This window comes from Maritalea myrionectae, from assembly GCF_003433515.1.
In the GTDB taxonomy this organism is placed as follows: Bacteria; Pseudomonadota; Alphaproteobacteria; order Rhizobiales; family Devosiaceae; genus Maritalea; species Maritalea myrionectae.
Genome location: NZ_CP021330.1, coordinates 1,563,047 through 1,579,778 on the forward strand (window position 1 = coordinate 1,563,047; position 16,732 = coordinate 1,579,778).

Here is a 16,732-nt window from a genome sequence, read left to right on the forward strand (position 1 = left end):
TTTAAACCTTTGGCTTTGCTTCGAGCTGATCCAAGCGAGCGATCAGCTTTTTCGAAATGGCGTTGAGTTGCTCAATCTCTTTATCATTCAGGGCGGCGAGGATGTTTTGCTCATTGCTGATATGTTGCGGCAGGATTTGATCAATCTTTGCCAACCCATCGCCGGTGAGCGCCACCAAGTTTGACCGTCGGTCATTCGGGTTAGCGCGGCGCTCAATCAGGCCCGCCTTTTCCAGCTTATCAATTCGGTTGGTCATGCCGCCCGAAGACACCATCGTTGCTTCATAAAGCGCGGTCGGGGACAGGGCAAAGGGCGCACCAGATCGCCGCAAAGTGGCCAAAACGTCAAATTCGCCCGGCTGCAATCCATGTTTTGCAAAAAGTTGATCAATGTGATCGCGCTGCGCCCGTAGCGCTAATTCCGCAATGCGCCCAAGGGTTTCCATGGGGACTGTGTCCAAATCTGGACGTTCATTTTGCCATTGTTGGGCGGCCAGCGAAGCGCGATCCATACTTTTCCTCTTTATCTTAATGTTAAGATACTTTATATCAAGATAAATTCTATTTCAAACGGATAACGAGTATGACTGACCTGTCGAAAATGCCAACCATTGATGTAAATTCATCCCCAAAGCCGAGATTTTGGCACAATCTGGATCTTGGCATGCTGGCGTTACTCTTCATTGTCGGTTCCTTTTTGGGACTGACCGCGGTGTTGGGCAAGGTCGCCATTAACACGGGATGGTCGCCAACGATCTATCTGGCGCACACCACTTTGGGCGGCGGTTTGCTGATGTTGGCGGTGACGGCGCTGTTTGGCCATCGCGCCAAATTTGATGCTGCCATGTGGCGCTATAATCTGATGTCGGGACTGCTCTTTGTGGTGCCCAATCTTATGTTCTTTTTTGCTGTGCGGTATGTGGGGGCGGGGTTTATCGCCTTCGCCACCGCGTTTGCGCCCGTTCTGACCTTTTTTGTCGCCGTTGCGATTGGTGAGGACAGGTTTTCGCGGGGAAAAGTGTTGGGCGTAGCGATGGCTCTATCGGGCGCAATGTTTTTGGCAGCGGGCAAAATGATGGACGCGACAATTGATCCGGTATGGATATTTGTCAGTCTGCTGGGGCCAGTATTTTTGGCATTCGGCAATATTTTCCGCTCACGCTTTTGGCCAGCTGGGGCCGCACCGTTGGCCTTGGCGCCGTGGATGCTGATCTTTGCCGGGCTGATTAGTTATGCAATTGCGCTTTTGACAGGTGAAATCATTCCGGCTGACTTGCAGCCGATTGGCTTTGTTGTGATGGGCGCGCAAATGCTGTGCTTTGCCGCAGGATTCGGGTTTTACTTTGTGCTGCAAAAGCGCGGCGGCCCCGTCTATTTGAGCCAAATCGGACCCGTGATTGCTTTGGTTGGTGCGCTATTGGCGGCCACCTTCTTGCGGGAACAGTTGACCTTGTTGGTGGTGCTGGGTGGCATCGCCGTGATTGCCGGGGTGGTAATCTTCAATGCTGCCAACTTTGGCAATAAGTCAAAGGCTTAATCCCAGCAAAAAGGGCGCGACCAAATTGGGGAAAGTCGCGCCCTTTGGGGAAGGGCTGATCGCAAATTGGGGAAAGCGATCAACCGATATTATGGCTTGCCTTAGAAGGGGAGAATGGCGTCCATAAATTGCTGGCCATAGCGTGGCTGTTGAACATCTGTGATTTGACCGCGGCCACCGTATGAAATGCGGGCCTGAGCGATCTTTTCAGATGGGATTGTGTTGTTGGCGCCAATATCCTCTGGGCGAACAACCCCGGCCAGGATCAGGTCGCGTACTTCAAAGTTGACCCGCACTTCCTGACGCCCTTCAATCACAAGGTTGCCATTGGGCAGAACCTGCACCACAACTGCGGCGATTGAGGTATCCAAGGTTTCCGAACGATTGACCGAACCATCGCCCGTGTCGGCAGAGCCGGAGCTGAGTTCGATTGCGCCGTTGGCTGATACATCAGGCACTACTGAGTTGAAGATGGAGCCGACGACACCGCCTGCGCCTGCATCATTTGTGCTTGTGCGTGCGCGGGAGGTTTTGTTGGCAATCTGCGCCTTATCCGCAATGGTCACATCCACAGTAAGAATGTCACCCACTTTGCGGGCGCGTTGATCTTTAAAGAAGCCGCGCTTGCCGGAAATGAACAGCGAGTTTGGCTGGTAGGCCACTTTCTCGGGCTCTGGCATGGGCAGGGAAACCGGCTTGTATCCTGCTTGTGCCTGCGGGTTCTCAATTGCTGTTAGCGACGGCGCCTGGCCAATGTTGGCGATGCGGTTGGCGGTGGTGCACGCAGTCAGAGATGCGCCAAGAGCAATGAGGGTGATGAGCTGGATGAGTTTCATTTTTCTGCTCCTAATTCGCTGCTGCTATTTTGGCCGGACCACTCGGAATGGTCACAGTGCCAGCGCCCGAAACGATGCCCTGAATTGGCTTGTTGGACATCAGATTGAGAACGGTGACAGGCTCGTCGATGGCTGCTGATTGCAAGGCCTTGGCCTTCACGGTGAGGGTGAGCGCACCCTTTTTGAAATAAAGGGTCACAAGGTCATTGCGGTTGATCACATCTGGCTCGGCCACATCAGAGATGCGGATCGGGCTGCCGCTGCGCAAAGAACGGGTAAGGCTTTTGCCAACCAAATCTACAAGCAGCACAGGGCCTTGTGCCCGGATCACTTGTTCTGAAGCGGGGCGCATTTCAATATCGCTTAGCTTCAGGATCTCACCCTTGGAAATTGACTGAGTGATGAATGGCGCTTGCACCATAATATCGATCCGGCCATCGACCCGAAGGGGTTGCTTGTGACCTGAAAGGGCCAAGCGGGCGGCGAATGTGCGTGTTTCGGGCCCAACTTCAAAATCGAGCACCATCACTGGATTGTCAGATGCGCCGTCGGCAAAAAGGCCTTTAAGCGCTGTGTTGAGACGGATTTTTGCCGTTTCGCCTTCCAGCAGCAATTGGCGGTTGATCAACTCGTCATTGACCAGCTGGTTGACGAAGTTGGCGTCAATTTTCACGCCAGCGCGTTCCACCCGCACTTGGGAAAGGCCCGCAGTATCATAATTTGTAAAGCCGGCGCGTTGCGCGGCCAAATGAACAGAGGTGAGGGGAACCGCGCCGACCGTGCCTGGTGCAGGGCTGCGGAACAAAGCTGTTTCCGCATGAATGCCCGCATTGTCGAACATATCGCCAACGGTGACCACTTTTGTGTCCACCACGATGGATGGCTTAAGAACAGGCATCGCCAGAGCCGCGTGGGCCATAAGGCTAGCACTGATAATAAGCGCTGTTTTGGTGAGTGTTTTAAACATGATGTCAGCCTACCCCTAGCGGATTTGCGATGTGGCTTGCAGCATCTGGTCAGCCCCGGAAATAACGCGTGCGTTCATTTCGTAGGCGCGCTGCGCGGCGATCAAATCTGCAATCTCGGTTACGGCATTAACGTTGGCCAGTTCGAGGTGAGCTTGCAGCATGTTGCCGAAGCCATCCTGGTTGGCTACGCCGTTTTGTGCCGGGCCGGATGCTGCGGTTTCGACATAAGTGTTGTCACCCGCACTCTCCAAGCCTGCTTTGTTGGCAAAGCGGCTCAGTTGGATTTGTCCTAAGGCTGTTGGTGTTGATTCATTGTCCAAAAAGGCTTCAACGGTGCCATCGGCTGAAATCGAGACGGCGCGCGCATTGGCGGGAATGTTGATGCCGGGCTGGACCAAATAACCTTCAATGGTGACCAACTGGCCGTTTGAATCGCGTTCGAACGAGCCGTCGCGGGTGTAGCCGGTGCGGCCGTCCGGCAGATCAACAGAGAAGAACCCTTCGCCACGAATGGCAATATCGAGCTCTTTTTCCGTCGGTTGAATATTGCCCTGGCTCATAATGCGCGGTGTGGCGCCGGTTTTAACACCAGAGCCGATCTCAACGCCTGTAGGCAACTGGGTGCCTGCAGCGGAGGTTTGCGACCCCGCACGACGATAGACCTGATAGAGCAAATCCTGAAAATCGGCACGTTGGCGTTTAAAGCCGGTGGTGCGCATGTTGGCGATGTTGTTGGAGATGATCTCCACGTTCCGCTCTTGCGCCGACATGCCTGTGGAAGCGATATAGAGTGCCTTCATGATTTAATTCCTTTCGCTTTCACTTAAGCTTTAGTGTCGCCGAGCTTACGAATGGCGGTGCGCCGCAACTCGTCCTGGCGTTGTTGCATGCCCGAGATGGATTCATAGGCCTTGGTGACGCGGATCATTTCTGTCATCTCGGAGACGCCGGAAACGTTGGAGCGTTCGATGGCCATTTGCACAAAACGGGATGGATTATCAAAAATGGGATTTTCGCCCGAAAACATGGTGTCGCCTTCGCGGCGCAGGCTTTGAGGATTTTCAAACTCTGCGACCCGCAAGATGCCCTTATCGCCAGCAGAAGAACTGACGCGTCCGTCTTCGGTGATGGTGATGCCGGTTTCGCCTGGGTTAAAGGTCAAAAACCCACCATCGGCGAGCACGTTGTAGCCTTCAGACGTAACCAGCTCGCCGCGCTCATTCAGTTGAAAAGCGCCGTTGCGGGTGTAGCGTTCGCCAGCAGGTGTGGAGATCACGAAGAAACCGTCGCCTTGGATGGCGATGTCTAACGGATTGCCTGTTTGCGTGATGCTGCCGGAGGCAAAGTCATGAATGGTGGCCCAATCCTGCGTATAAGAAAGCGGTTGGTCCATCATTTCGAAATCTTTATGACGGGCGACCGGCATGACATACTCTTCGAAAAGAATGTCCATATTTTTGTAACCGGCTGTGTTCAAGTTGGCCATATTGTTGGCCACAACGTCCATTTGACGCCGCAATGCGATTTGTCTTGATAGGCCGATGAGCTGTGCGTTTTCCATGGCACCTGTCTCCCCAATTTAATTGTTGGCCGTTTAACTTCCCCAAGTCAGCGGGCCTGCCAATAACAATGCGAGGATCGTGCCAGTTTTCTAAGTTATTGATTTATCACAATTATTGATAAAGTTTTATTCAAAATCGCAAATCAATATTTTCTAGGTGGCAAAAATTACCGGGCAAAAATTGCCGCAAAATGCAAAAAGTAACTCTTCGTTAACCTTCTCGACCTTACCACTAGTATGTATAGGCAATGTGCGCCCAGCGCCTATGATTCTTGAATAATTGAGGTTTGGCATGGCCAACGAAGACGCAAATACCGCCCCCGAAGATGGCGAAGAAGGCGAAGCCGGAAAAAAGAAACCACCATTGATGGTTATTATCGGTGCTGTTGTTGCCCTTTTGGCGGCAGCTGGTGGCGGCGCATACTTCTTTTTCTTTGCCGGCAATGGCAGCGACAAGCCCGAACTTGCGGAAGTGCGGACCAGCGTTTTTTATGATTTGCCGACCATCACCGTGAATTTGAATGATGATGCGGACAATGATGAAGTGTTTCTCAAGCTCGCCATCGCGCTGGAGCTATCTGATGAAGCCCTGATCGACATTGTGGAGCCACGCATGCCGCGTGTGTTGGACACATTTCAGGTTTATCTGCGCGAGTTACGCCGCTCCGACCTTGAAGGGTCTGCCGGCATTTATCGCTTGAAAGAAGAGTTGCGGCGCCGGGTGAACCTCGCGGTGTTTCCTGCACAAGTGGACAGCATTCTGTTCAAAGAAATTCTGGTTCAATAAGGTTACATCATGGCTGATGAAAATGACGATCTAATGAGCGCCCTGGACGAAGAACAGTCCAAGAGTGACGATGATATGGCGTCTGAATGGGCCTCGATGATTGAAGGCGAGGGCGACGGTGACGGTGATAGTCATGCCGACCGTATCCTCAACCAAGATGAAATCGATAATTTGCTGGGCTTCGATCAGGCTGACTTGAGCGAAGGCGAAATGTCTGGCGTGCAAGCGCTGATCAACTCGGCGCTTGTGTCATATGAACGCCTGCCCATGTTGGAGATTGTGTTTGACCGCTTGGTGCGGTTGACCACAACATCATTGCGCAATTTCACATCTGACAATGTTGAAGTTTCACTCGACAGCATCACCTCGGTGCGGTTTGGGGACTATCTAAACTCAGTGCCGTTGCCTGCCATTCTGACCGTGCTAAAGGCCGAAGAGTGGGACAATTTTGGTTTGATGACGGTTGAAAGTAACCTCATCTATTCCATGATTGATGTGCTGCTCGGCGGGCGTCGGGGCAACAACACCATTCGGGTTGAAGGGCGTCCTTATACAACCATCGAGATGAGCCTGACCCAGCGCATGATCGAGTTGATCCTCGATGACATGATGAAGGCATTTGAGCCGCTAACGCCCGTGACCTTCAACGTTGAGCGCATGGAGACCAACCCGCGCTTTGCCGCGATTGCGCGCCCTGCCAATGCCGCCATTTTGATTGAGCTGCGCATTGATATGGATGATCGCGGCGGCAAAGTTGAGATTTTGCTGCCCTACGCGACCATCGAACCCATTCGTGAGCAATTGCTGCAAATGTTCATGGGTGAGAAGTTCGGCCGTGATCCGATTTGGGAAGGCCACTTGGCTTCTGAAATCTATCGGGCAGACTCTGAGTTAGAAGCAGTGCTGCATGAGTGGGAAATCCCGCTGTCGCAGGCGATGAATATTTCTGAAGGTGACACGCTGATGTTCGAGCGCACGCCGACAGATCCGGTAACATTGCGTTGTGGTGATGTGAAATTGACCGAAGCGCAAATGGGCCATATTGGCAAAAATGTTTCAGTACGTGTAACCCGTCCGCTCAATCCACCAAAGGTGACGATGGCTGTTTTTGAGGCGATGGACGAGCAGGGGAGTGACTAATATGGGTGGTTTGGCTTTTGGATTGATCGTGGAAGGCGCCGTGGCCATTTTGCTGATGCTGACCATCGGCTATTGCTATGTGCTTAATGTTCGTTTGAAGCGGCTGCATGCAGACCGGGATGCGCTGCGGGCGATGATCACAGATTTGGTGCGCGCCACGGATATGGCGAATGGTGCCATTCAAGGCATGAAGCAAACCGCGGCCGAGGCGGATGCGCAATTGCAAGCGCGGCTGCAGGAAGCTGAAGGCTTCAACACTTCAATTGCCCAACACGTGCATGCCGGCAACAGTTTGCTGGAAAAAATCAGCCAGATTGCCAAAACCGCGCGCGAAGCAGAAGCCGAAAAGGGCTTGCCCGCGCGCGAACAATATACGCCCGAAGCACCGCGCCAGCCCAAAGCGCGCAATGCCTTGTCGCAATTGGATAGATACACCCGCTCAAAAGGTGAAGCCGCATGAATTCTGTCCGCCTGCTGCCTGTGGTGATCGTCGCCGCAAGTGCGTTGTTTTTGTTTAAAGTTCTGGGCGTTGTTTCAGGTGATGGATATACCCTTGGCGGCGCCCAAACGGTTATCGCGCAGGAAGCCCCGGCGGAGCCTCAGGATGCCGAGGTTCAAGAAGACGACATGGCGAAGGAATCCGGCAATAGCTTGGCTGATGATGCCAGCATGACCGAGGAAGAAATGGCGGCGGAGGAAAAGCCCACTGATGCTGCGCCAATCACGTTGATGAAAAATGGCGACATTGTTGCGTGGGAGTCCGAAGATGATCTTGCCGACACGGAACGTGCAATTCTTGCGCGCTTGAGCGAGCGCCGCAAAGAGTTGGATACGCTTGAGGCGCAACTGCGTGTGCAAGAAGATATTGTGCGCGCGGCAGAAATTCGGCTGGAAACCAGAGCGGCAGAATTGAAGGAAATTGAAGCACGTATTCAACAGCTTGTTGACCGGAAAGAAGGCTTGGAAGATGAGCAATTCCAATCGCTTGTTTCAATGTATGAAAACATGAAGCCCAAGGATGCAGCCCGCATTTTTGATCGCTTGGATATGTTGGTTCTGGTGCGGATGGTCGAGCAGATGAATCCGCGAAAAATGGCCTCAATTTTGGCAAGCATGGATGGCGAGAAGGCCGAAGCATTGACCATCAACCTCGCCAACCCCAATCTCCAGCAGATGGAAACGGTGCCAAATCAAGATGGTGGCCTGCCACAAATTGTGGGGCAATAAGGGCTGAAACGCTGGTTTGGTAAGTAAAGTATTAATCGCTAGGCGTTAGATTTGTCCCGACGATTAATCGTGAAGAGGCCCATCCCGCAAATGGTGTTGATAAAAGCCATGCAAAAAGCGTTGTGCCGAGCGTTGGTGCTATCCGCGCTCGCAGGCGGGATTGCTATGTCTTTTGCGCCGACCTTTGCCTTGGCGCAAAATCAACAAGAGAAGCAGCGACTTGAACTTGTGGCGCAGGGCCAGCCGGGCTTTGGGCGCATTATTCTTAAATTTGTTGATCGGCTAAATCTGCCGTCATACTCCATTTCGACCAGCGGTGGGGTGATGAGCATTGAGTTTTCACAACCCATCGATGTGCAATTGCCTGATGTGACAGAGCAATTGGGCGAATATGTTGCTGTTGCCCGGGTCGATCCGGATTTAAAAGGCATTCGTTTTGGTCTGAAACAGGACTATCGCATCAACCGGATTGAAGCCGGTGAACGTTTGTTTATTGATTTTATCCCCCGTGATTGGCAAGGGCTTGACCCTGCGTTGCCCGAGGATGTGGTGGCGGAGCTGGCTTTGCGCGCCGAGCAGGCGGCCAAGTTGGCGGAGCAGCGGCGCAAAGAACGGATCGCGCGCGAAACCAAGCCGAACGCCATTGTGCGCGTTGGCCGACATCCCACATTCACGCGCGTTAAATTTGAGTGGACAATCGATACTGAAGCCAGCTGGACCGAGACCGTCAAGGGCGGCGCGCTAAAGTTTGAGTGGCCGGTGGATGTTGATCTCTATCCCATTCAAACCGAATTACCTGAGGAAATTGAAAGCGTTAGCAAGGAAGTAACGCGCGATGGATTGATCGTGCGTTTCGAGCTGACTGAGAATGTTGAGCCGCGCTTTTTCCAAGAGGATAAGAGAAATTATACGCTCGATTTGGATTTCTCCACGCGTGAGGACGTTGGGGTGCCGATCACCGAGGTTGCGCCAGAGCAGCTGCCGGAAGAGATCGCCGATAAGGATGAAGTGGCAGCACAAGAAGAGGAAATAGATCCGCTGTTGCGCAAGACACCCTCCTTGTCGCGCCAAGTGCGGATCACGCCGTTTGTGAACAAAATTGGTGGTACGGTTCGCCTGATTTTCCCATTTGAGCAAGACACACCAGCAGCCGTATTTAAGCGGGGCGAGACCGTTTGGATGGTTTTTGACACTCATGTGGCGATTGATCCGCCTGCGGACACGGAACTGCTGGGGGGGATTGCCCAATCTATCGACGTTGACCAAGCGGGGGAAACCCAGATTGTGCAAATGACCATGAACGCGGATCGTTTGGCGACATTGGGTGCTGAAGGTCGGTCATGGGTGTTGTCGTTGGGTGATATTTTGATTGCACCAACTGAGCCGATGACGTTGACACAGGCGCAACAAAGCGATGGGCGCACAGTTTTGGTGGCGGACATTTTGCGACCTGGCCGGGTTCACCAGTTACGCGATCCCAATGTGGGCGATATGTTGCAGGTGGTTACGGCTTACCCGCCGTCACGCGCGATCGTACGCGACCTCGAATATGTGGATTTTAAAGCATTGCGGGCGGTCCACGGCCTGGTCATCAAGCCTTACCATTCCGATGTTCGGCTGGAAATTGACGGGTCGGAAGTTATTATCGATGCCGAGGGACAGCTTATGCTGTCTTCTGCCACAGACATCAATCGTGAAGCGCCTGAACAAGTTGGCGAACGCGTTGGGTATATCGATTTGACGGCAAGCGAAACGCGGCCGAATGAATATGTCAAGAAGCGTGAGGAAATTTTGGCCCGTGCGGCTGAGGCTGAAGGCGCGGCACGCGAGAGCGCGCGGGTTGAGTTGGCGCGATATTATCTGGCAAACCAGCTCACACATGAAGCACTCGGCGTATTGCAGGTTTGGGAAGAAGACACCAAACGGCCAAAGCTTTATGAGGAAGCCAAGACTGTGCAAGCCGCAGCCAACGTGTTGGCACATCGCTATGAAGAAGCGCTGGAAATACTGCTTGAGGATGAGTTTTTAGAGGCTGCTGATGCCATTATTTGGCGCACCATTGCCCGGGCCAAACGCGGTGAATATGAAATCGCGCGGAATGATGCGTTGTTGGCCGAACAGGCGGTTGAGGCCTATCCACTTTGGGTGGCCAATGAGTTTTTCTTTTCCGCGGCGCGGGCGGCGCTTGAGCTAGGCGATTCCACTTCGGCCATCCGCTATTTGGGTGGGATCGATTTTAGCACGCTGAGCAGAGAGGATTTGTCACGATATGATTTGCTCGCCGGCCGCGTAGATGAGGTTGATGGCGAATATGCGGACGCGCTGGATACTTATGGCGGCGTGCTGAATATGGATATTCGCCCGACCTATGCGGAGGCCGTGTATCGCACTTTGCTCGTGTTGGAAAAGCAAGGCAATATCGATCTCGATAAAGCGGTGGCGACCTTGTCCATCCAATCGCTGGCGTGGCGCGGTGGCGAGTTGGGCGCCAACATCCAAGAGCTTTACGGGCGTTTGCAGTTCAAAAACCAGGACTATCGCGGTGGTTTCGAGACGCTGGAACGCATGCAAGTTGTGCACCAGGATACGCCTCAGGAAACGCGTCATTTTGAGCTTTCGCGCCAGATTTTTGAAAATCTGTTTTTGAATGGTGAAGCAGATCGGTTGGAACCCATCCGGGCGTTGGGGCTTTATTATGACTTCCGTCGCTTAACCCCAGCTGGCGCCAAGGGCGATGAAATGATCCGTAATTTGGCGCGGCGTTTGGTGCGCGTGGATCTGCTCGATCAGGCCGCGGAGCTGCTTGACTATCAAGTTGAAAACCGGCTGGAAGGGGTGGCACGCGCCAAAATTGCGGCTGACCTCGCCATCATCCACATTGCCAATCGGCGCGCTGATCTGGCGCTTAAAGCGCTCTACAAAACGCGTCTTGCCAATTTGGTACCTCAGCTGGAACGTCAACGTCGGATATTGGAAGCAAAAGCATTGATCGATGCGGGGCGTGATGAGCTGGCTGTCGACATATTGCGGAAAATTGAGGGCTTTGATGCGCGGTTGTTGGAGGTGGATGCCCATTGGGCAGGACGCCGTTATCGGGAAGCGGGCGAGCTGATTGAGCGCATTTATGCGGACCAATATACGGATGGCGGCTCTTTGCCCACAAGCGTGCGTAATGACCTTGTGAAAGCGGCGGTCGCTTACACATTGGGTGGTGATGAGATCGGCCTCACGCGATTGCGGGCCAAGTTCTCTAATCGCATGGCATCGACACCAGAGTGGCCCGTGTTTGAGTTTGTGACAAGCAAGACAGCCTTCGGCACATCTGAGTTTAAGGCCTTGGCAAAAGAGATTGCTGATGTGGATTCGCTCAACTCATTCCTAGCCGCTTATAAAGAGCGCTATGGCACCACCGGGGCGTTGGCGCCTGATCAGGACATTTTGTAGGGCAGGTGCTTGGTCAGCCAATATAGCTGCGGATCAATGAACCTGCGACCAGGTTCCAGCCATCGACCAGCACAAAGAAAATCAGTTTAAACGGCAATGAAATCACGATGGGCGGCAGCATCATCATGCCCATGGACATGAGCACTGACGCGACGACCATGTCGATCACGATGAAGGGCACGAAGAGCAAAAAGCCGATTTCGAATGCCCGGCGCAGTTCTGAGATCATAAAGGCCGGCACCAGTACGGTGATGCTCAGCTCTTCCGGGGCTTCCGGAATAGGTGTTTCCGTCAGGTCCAAAAATAGCTGCACATCCTTGTCCCGCACATGGGCGCGCATGAACTCGTGTAGCGGGGCGATGGCCTCTGGCACGGCCTCTTCAATCAACATGTCCCCGGCCACCAATGGCGCAATGCCTTGATCGTAGGATTGTTGCAGTGTGGGGGCCATGACGAAGGCGGTGAGGAACAGCGCCAAGGAAATCATCACTGAGTTTGGCGGCGCGGTTTGCAGGCCAATTGCTGTGCGCAAAAGGGACAACACCACCACAATCCGTGTGAATGAGGTTACCATAACCAGAATAGACGGTGCCAGCGACAGAATTGTGATGATCCCGATGAGCTGAACAGCCCGCTCGGTCAGGGTGGTTTGGTCATCAAAATCAATGGAGATATCTTGGGCGAAGCTGGGGAACACCAATAGCGCCCCCAGCATCAGAATCACAAAGCAGAATGTGAAAGATTTTGCGCTGAACCAGCCGAAGGATTTTAGCCGTTCAGCCGTGAACAGTTGCGCCGGGGACATTGTCGCCGGCGCGAGGCGCAAACTAATCTTGTTTGGCTTTGTCTTTCCCATGGTCTGACGCTGTGTCGGCTCCTTCGTGCTCGCTGGGAGCGTTTTCAGCGTTCAATTTATCTGAGTCGGCTTTCGCTTCTTGATTTTTATTGTCAGAAACCAGGCTATCCACGTCTTTTTGCTTGCTGCCACCGCGCAAGAGGCCCGGATATTTGAGGGTTTTGGCGCCTGACTCAGGTGTGGACCGCGCCAGCTCCTGCAGCTTTTCAATTGGGGCAAGGTTTGGCATTGGGGTGACATTGGCGCCTTTATTGGCTTGGGGCTCACGCAGGGGTGGTTCAACCCGATCTTCGAGTGGCGATACAGGTGTTGTGCGTGAAGGGCCTGCTGGGCGTGGCTTTGCGACAATTGGCGGCGCGGTTTGCACGCTCTCGCTTGTCTCAACTTCAGCCTTCATATTTTCATTTTTGGGTGGGTCCAGCTTAGACGTGGCGACCGACCGCTGGGTTTCGGTAGGGCTTTGGAACCCGCTTTCGATGAGCACGTCATTGGGGCCGCCAATCATCAACAAATGTTCGACATCGTCGCGGCGGATAATTACCAATTGACGCTTATTGTCCACGGGTGCGGATTGCAGCACCGCCAGGCGACGCAGTTTGGAGCGCATGCCATCGCGGCTGGCGCGAAAAACCACCTTGATCAGCCAAACGACCAGAATGATGGCCAGTACGGTGATAAACAGCCCACCAATCACAATGGCAATATTGCCCAAATCTTCGCCTAAAATCTCAGTTAAAAAACCCATTGTCGCCTCTATGTTCGTCTCTTGTGATGTGTGGCATAAGAAACCTATCTGGTCAAAATGTGGTGATCACATAAAAAATGATGCTGGCAAAAAATGCCTAGCGCAAGGGTCAATCGGGGCCCTGATGCATTTTGAAACATTATTGCCCGGCATTTATTGAAAATTGCACAGATTATTAACGCCGCGTTAACCATTTGCCCGGCAATATCTGCCTAGCATTAAAGCGAGGTAGGTATGTCGATTACAAAGATGCCACTTTTCGATGCATTGACGCAGAAGATGAAGTGGCACCAGACACGGCAAACATTGTTGGCAGAGAACATTGCCAACGCAGATACGCCTGATTTCCGCGGGCGGGATCTGAAAGAGTTCGACTTTGCCACCCACCAGTCCGACTTGAAGATGAGTACGGTTTCGACTCGCGTGACCAATGTGAACCATATTTCCGTGGTGGGGCAAGGCGCGGACGGATTCGGCGCACGGCAAATGAATAACTTTGAGATTACGCCTGAAGGCAATGGTGTGGTGCTTGAAGATGAAATGATGAAGGTGTCCACCAACCAAATGGACTACCAAGCGGCAACTGCCGTTTATAAACGCTCGTTGCGGTTGATTAGAACTGCGCTGGGTCGCTAGTAGAAATAGAGGTGAATGATGTCTTCTGATTTTATGAATTCGCTGAAAATTGCGGCCACTGGCTTGCACGCTCAATCGGCGCGGATGCGGATTATCGCTGAAAACATGGCGAACTCCAGCTCTGCGGCGAAGGAGCCGGGGCAGGACCCGTATCGGCGTAAGGTGCCGACATTCGAGGCGGTTTATAACAATGAATTGTCGGCGAATGAGGTGAAGATTGGGCGCGTTGCCTATGATCAAAGCGACTTTCAATCGCGTTATGAGCCGGGCCACCCGGCGGCGGATGAGCGCGGCTATGTGCTTTATCCAAACGTGAACAGCTTGATTGAAACAATGGATATGCGGGAAGCCCAGCGCACTTATGAAGCCAACTTGAACGTGGTGAGCGTCACCCGGCAAATGTTGGGCGGCACGCTGGACATTTTACGCGGATAATTACGGGAAGGGCTGAGCAGCGCAAAATTGGGGAATGGCGCGCTGCTTAATGCCAAACAAAATTGGGGAATAATATGAGCGTACCATTTGCAGCAGCGTCCAACGCATATGCGAGCGCAGCACAGCTGGGCAACACCGGGCAGCAGGGCGCACAACTGGCGCAAAAGCCGAGCAACGGCCCAGATTTTGGCGAAATGCTGACCCAATCTTTGACAGAAGTGGTCGAAACTGGCCGTGTGGCCGACCAAAAGGCCATGGATCTTGTGAATGGTGATTCAAACGTGGTTGATGTTGTGACCGCGATCTCCGAGACTGAGATTGCGATGGAAACGGTGGTGACGATTCGTGACCGGGTGATCACCGCCTATGAATCAATCATGCAGATGCCGATCTAATTGGCATAATTAGGAGGCGTTGTTGACCGGCGCACAAGTTCTCGACGTTGCACAAGACGGTATTTGGACACTGATTTATGTGTCGGCTCCCTTGATGATTGTTGGGCTTGTGGTGGGCGTTGTGATCGCGTTGTTCCAGGCCCTGACCCAAATTCAGGAAATGACTTTGGTGTTTGTGCCAAAAATTTTGGCCATTTTCATCACGATGCTGTTGATGCTGCCTTTTATGGGCGCGCAACTCTCAGGGTATATGGACAGGGTGGTTGATCTGATCATCACCGGTGGGTAGCCATGGATCTCAGCATCAATTGGTTGCCGCAAACCGTTTTGCTCTATTTTTTGATCTTTGCCCGCTTGGGCACGTTGATCATGTTGATGCCGGGATTTTCATCAAGCCGCCTGTCTATTCGGATGCGATTGACGCTGGCGCTGACCTTCACATTTATTATGTATCCCTTGATTTCAACGACCTATCCGCAAACCAGTTTGGCTTTTTATCCGATTATTGCCTTGCTTGCTTCCGAACTTGCCGTTGGTTTGGTGCTTGGGGGGACCGCGCGGTTGTTGACCTCTGCGGCGCAGGTGGCCGGTTCAACGATTGCGTTTCAGACCGGTTTGTCTTTCGCCCAAACATCTGACCCCACACAGGGCGGTTTGCAGGGGGCGATTTTTGGTAACTTCATCGCCGTTTTGGGGGTGACGCTGATCTTTTCGATGGATTTGCACCATCTTGTGTTGGCAGGGATTTATCATAGCTATGAGATTTTTACGCCGGGGGCGCCAATCCTTTTGGAAGATGCTGCGACCATGGCGTTGGAGGTGATTTCCTCCAGCTTTGTTGTTGGGGTGCAAATGTCTGCGCCGTTTATTGTTTTTGGCTTGGTGTTCTATTTCGGCTTGGGGCTTTTGGCCCGTTTGATGCCGCAATTGCAGGTGTTCTTTATCGCCATGCCGGCCAATATTGCGTTGGGGCTTTTGCTGTTCGCCTTGCTGCTCAGCGTGATGATGGTGCTCTATGTCGAACATCTTGAGCAATTCTTTATGGCACTTGTTGGGGTGAGATAATGGCTGACGAACCGGATAAGTCCGAGAAAACCGAGGACCCCTCCGAGAAAAAGCTGCAAGACGCGCACAAACGGGGGGATGTGGCGAAAAGCCAAGAGCTGACCACCTGGTTTATGCTGCTCGGCACGGCATTGATCTTTTCGCTGATGGCACCGTTTACGGCTGGCACGCTGACCGGGATGTTGAAAAACGTCATGGCGAATGCGGACCAATATGAAATTGGCGAAGCCGGGTTTGCCGGATTTTGGAATGAAATCGCTGGTACCGTTTTGTTGGTGGCGCTGGTGCCATTGTTGATCCTGGCAGGTTTCGCGCTTGCTGCAAATCTGGTGCAACATGCGCCGGTTTGGTCGCTCGATCCGCTCAAGCCGAAATGGTCGAAAGTGTCGCCGTTGAGTGGTGCTAAGCGTTTGTTTTCCAAAGATGCATTGGTGAATTTCGCCAAAGGTTTGGCCAAGCTTTCGATCGTGTCTTTCATCATGTTTTTGGTGATGTGGCCGGAGCGTGATCGGCTGGACACGTTGGTGACGGCAGACCCCGCCACTTTGATGCTCACCTTTCAGGAAATGGGCATCAAAATCATTCTGGCGACGTTGGCGGTTGTGACAGTGGTGGCTGGATTAGACTTTATGTATCAGCGCAACAAATGGTTTGAAAAACAAAAGATGACCATGAAAGAGGTGCGCGACGAATATAAGCAAATGGAAGGTGACCCAAAGGTCAAAGCCAAACTGCGGCAAATTCGGGCTGAACGGGGGCGCCAGCGCATGATGCAGAATGTGCCCGATGCCAGCGTGGTGATCACCAACCCGACCCACTATGCGGTGGCGCTGAAATATGAAGCGGGCATGTCTGCGCCGATCTGCATGGCCAAGGGCGTGGATCAGGTCGCGCTTAAAATTCGGGAATTGGCCACGGAACACGATATTCCAATTGTCGAAAATCCGCCGCTGGCGCGGGCGTTGCACGCCACGGTTGAAATTGAGGAGGCGATACCTGTGCAGCACTTTAAAGCGGTGGCGGAAGTGATCGGCTATGTGATGCGCTTGCGTCGTGTGCGCTCCTGGAGTGCAAAATCGTCATAAAAATACATCTCCTTCG

Annotated in this window: 19 protein-coding genes; 12 read left to right on the forward strand and 7 right to left on the reverse strand. The window is 53.0% G+C overall.

Annotation, left to right across the window (positions count from 1 at the left end; genetic code table 11):
- Position 1: 1 nt before the first annotated feature.
- On the reverse strand, positions 2-511 hold the full coding sequence (locus tag MXMO3_RS07665) for a MarR family winged helix-turn-helix transcriptional regulator (protein ID WP_117395478.1): 510 nt from the start codon (positions 509-511) through the stop codon (positions 2-4).
- Positions 512-663: 152 nt separating this feature from the next.
- On the opposite strand from MXMO3_RS07665, the gene MXMO3_RS07670 reads away from it, so the two are divergent.
- Complete coding sequence (locus tag MXMO3_RS07670; protein WP_162889177.1) at positions 664-1,536, forward strand: DMT family transporter; 873 nt, start codon at positions 664-666, stop codon at positions 1,534-1,536.
- A gap of 101 nt (positions 1,537-1,637) precedes the next feature.
- Here the strand turns inward: MXMO3_RS07670 and flgH are convergent, their stop codons facing one another.
- Genes flgH through flgF form a run of 4 tightly spaced genes read right to left on the reverse strand, consistent with a single transcriptional unit; the run spans position 1,638 to position 4,901 of the window.
- Positions 1,638-2,372: a flagellar basal body L-ring protein FlgH gene (gene flgH / locus MXMO3_RS07675; RefSeq protein ID WP_027834343.1), complete on the reverse strand. Its 735-nt coding sequence runs from the start codon at positions 2,370-2,372 to the stop codon at positions 1,638-1,640.
- 10 nt (positions 2,373-2,382) lie between these two features.
- A complete protein-coding gene (flgA, locus tag MXMO3_RS07680; protein ID WP_117395480.1) occupies positions 2,383-3,339 on the reverse strand; it encodes a flagellar basal body P-ring formation chaperone FlgA in 957 nt (318 codons plus the stop codon).
- 15 nt (positions 3,340-3,354) lie between these two features.
- Entirely contained in the window at positions 3,355-4,140 is a 786-nt protein-coding gene (gene flgG, locus MXMO3_RS07685; protein ID WP_027834341.1) for a flagellar basal-body rod protein FlgG, read from the reverse strand.
- A 23-nt stretch (positions 4,141-4,163) separates the two neighbouring features.
- On the reverse strand, positions 4,164-4,901 hold the full coding sequence (flgF, locus tag MXMO3_RS07690; RefSeq protein WP_117395481.1) for a flagellar basal-body rod protein FlgF: 738 nt from the start codon (positions 4,899-4,901) through the stop codon (positions 4,164-4,166).
- Between the two features lie 292 nt (positions 4,902-5,193).
- Between flgF and MXMO3_RS07695 the strand changes: the two genes are divergently transcribed.
- The 5 genes from MXMO3_RS07695 to MXMO3_RS07715 all read left to right on the forward strand — a co-directional run bounded on the left by MXMO3_RS07695 (position 5,194) and on the right by MXMO3_RS07715 (position 11,499).
- Complete coding sequence (locus tag MXMO3_RS07695) at positions 5,194-5,688, forward strand: flagellar basal body-associated FliL family protein (RefSeq protein ID WP_027834339.1); 495 nt, start codon at positions 5,194-5,196, stop codon at positions 5,686-5,688.
- A 9-nt stretch (positions 5,689-5,697) separates the two neighbouring features.
- Complete coding sequence (gene fliM, locus MXMO3_RS07700; RefSeq protein ID WP_036221614.1) at positions 5,698-6,828, forward strand: flagellar motor switch protein FliM; 1,131 nt, start codon at positions 5,698-5,700, stop codon at positions 6,826-6,828.
- A gap of 1 nt (position 6,829) precedes the next feature.
- A complete protein-coding gene (locus MXMO3_RS07705) occupies positions 6,830-7,288 on the forward strand; it encodes a DUF6468 domain-containing protein (protein ID WP_117395482.1) in 459 nt (152 codons plus the stop codon).
- Entirely contained in the window at positions 7,285-8,055 is a 771-nt protein-coding gene (locus MXMO3_RS07710; RefSeq protein WP_027834336.1) for a MotE family protein, read from the forward strand. The genes MXMO3_RS07705 and MXMO3_RS07710 overlap by 4 nt, the downstream gene beginning before the upstream one ends.
- A gap of 165 nt (positions 8,056-8,220) precedes the next feature.
- Positions 8,221-11,499 (forward strand): ATP-binding protein, encoded by a 3,279-nt coding sequence (locus MXMO3_RS07715; protein WP_162889178.1) that lies wholly within the window; start codon positions 8,221-8,223, stop codon positions 11,497-11,499.
- Positions 11,500-11,512: 13 nt separating this feature from the next.
- On the opposite strand, the gene fliP is transcribed toward MXMO3_RS07715, so the two are convergent.
- Together fliP and MXMO3_RS07725 are read right to left on the reverse strand one after the other, a co-directional pair.
- Entirely contained in the window at positions 11,513-12,214 is a 702-nt protein-coding gene (gene fliP, locus MXMO3_RS07720) for a flagellar type III secretion system pore protein FliP (RefSeq protein ID WP_211198807.1), read from the reverse strand.
- Between the two features lie 112 nt (positions 12,215-12,326).
- Positions 12,327-13,100 carry a flagellar biosynthetic protein FliO gene (locus tag MXMO3_RS07725; protein ID WP_117395485.1) on the reverse strand — a complete coding sequence of 258 codons (774 nt, stop codon included), beginning with the start codon at positions 13,098-13,100 and terminating at the stop codon, positions 12,327-12,329.
- A 234-nt stretch (positions 13,101-13,334) separates the two neighbouring features.
- Here MXMO3_RS07725 and flgB point away from each other — a divergent pair, with 234 nt between their 5' ends.
- The 6 genes from flgB to flhB all read left to right on the forward strand — a co-directional run bounded on the left by flgB (position 13,335) and on the right by flhB (position 16,716).
- On the forward strand, positions 13,335-13,736 hold the full coding sequence (flgB, locus tag MXMO3_RS07730; RefSeq protein WP_027834333.1) for a flagellar basal body rod protein FlgB: 402 nt from the start codon (positions 13,335-13,337) through the stop codon (positions 13,734-13,736).
- A 15-nt stretch (positions 13,737-13,751) separates the two neighbouring features.
- Positions 13,752-14,171, forward strand: coding sequence for a flagellar basal body rod protein FlgC (gene flgC / locus MXMO3_RS07735; RefSeq protein WP_036221611.1), 420 nt, complete (start codon positions 13,752-13,754; stop codon positions 14,169-14,171).
- Positions 14,172-14,245: 74 nt separating this feature from the next.
- A complete protein-coding gene (gene fliE / locus MXMO3_RS07740) occupies positions 14,246-14,566 on the forward strand; it encodes a flagellar hook-basal body complex protein FliE (RefSeq protein WP_027834331.1) in 321 nt (106 codons plus the stop codon).
- Positions 14,567-14,588: 22 nt separating this feature from the next.
- Positions 14,589-14,855, forward strand: a complete 267-nt coding sequence (fliQ, locus tag MXMO3_RS07745; protein WP_027834330.1) for a flagellar biosynthesis protein FliQ — start codon at positions 14,589-14,591, stop codon at positions 14,853-14,855.
- Positions 14,856-14,857: 2 nt separating this feature from the next.
- Positions 14,858-15,631 carry a flagellar biosynthetic protein FliR gene (gene fliR / locus MXMO3_RS07750; protein WP_027834329.1) on the forward strand — a complete coding sequence of 258 codons (774 nt, stop codon included), beginning with the start codon at positions 14,858-14,860 and terminating at the stop codon, positions 15,629-15,631.
- On the forward strand, positions 15,631-16,716 hold the full coding sequence (gene flhB / locus MXMO3_RS07755; protein WP_027834328.1) for a flagellar biosynthesis protein FlhB: 1,086 nt from the start codon (positions 15,631-15,633) through the stop codon (positions 16,714-16,716). The genes fliR and flhB overlap by 1 nt, the downstream gene beginning before the upstream one ends.
- Positions 16,717-16,732: the final 16 nt, after the last annotated feature.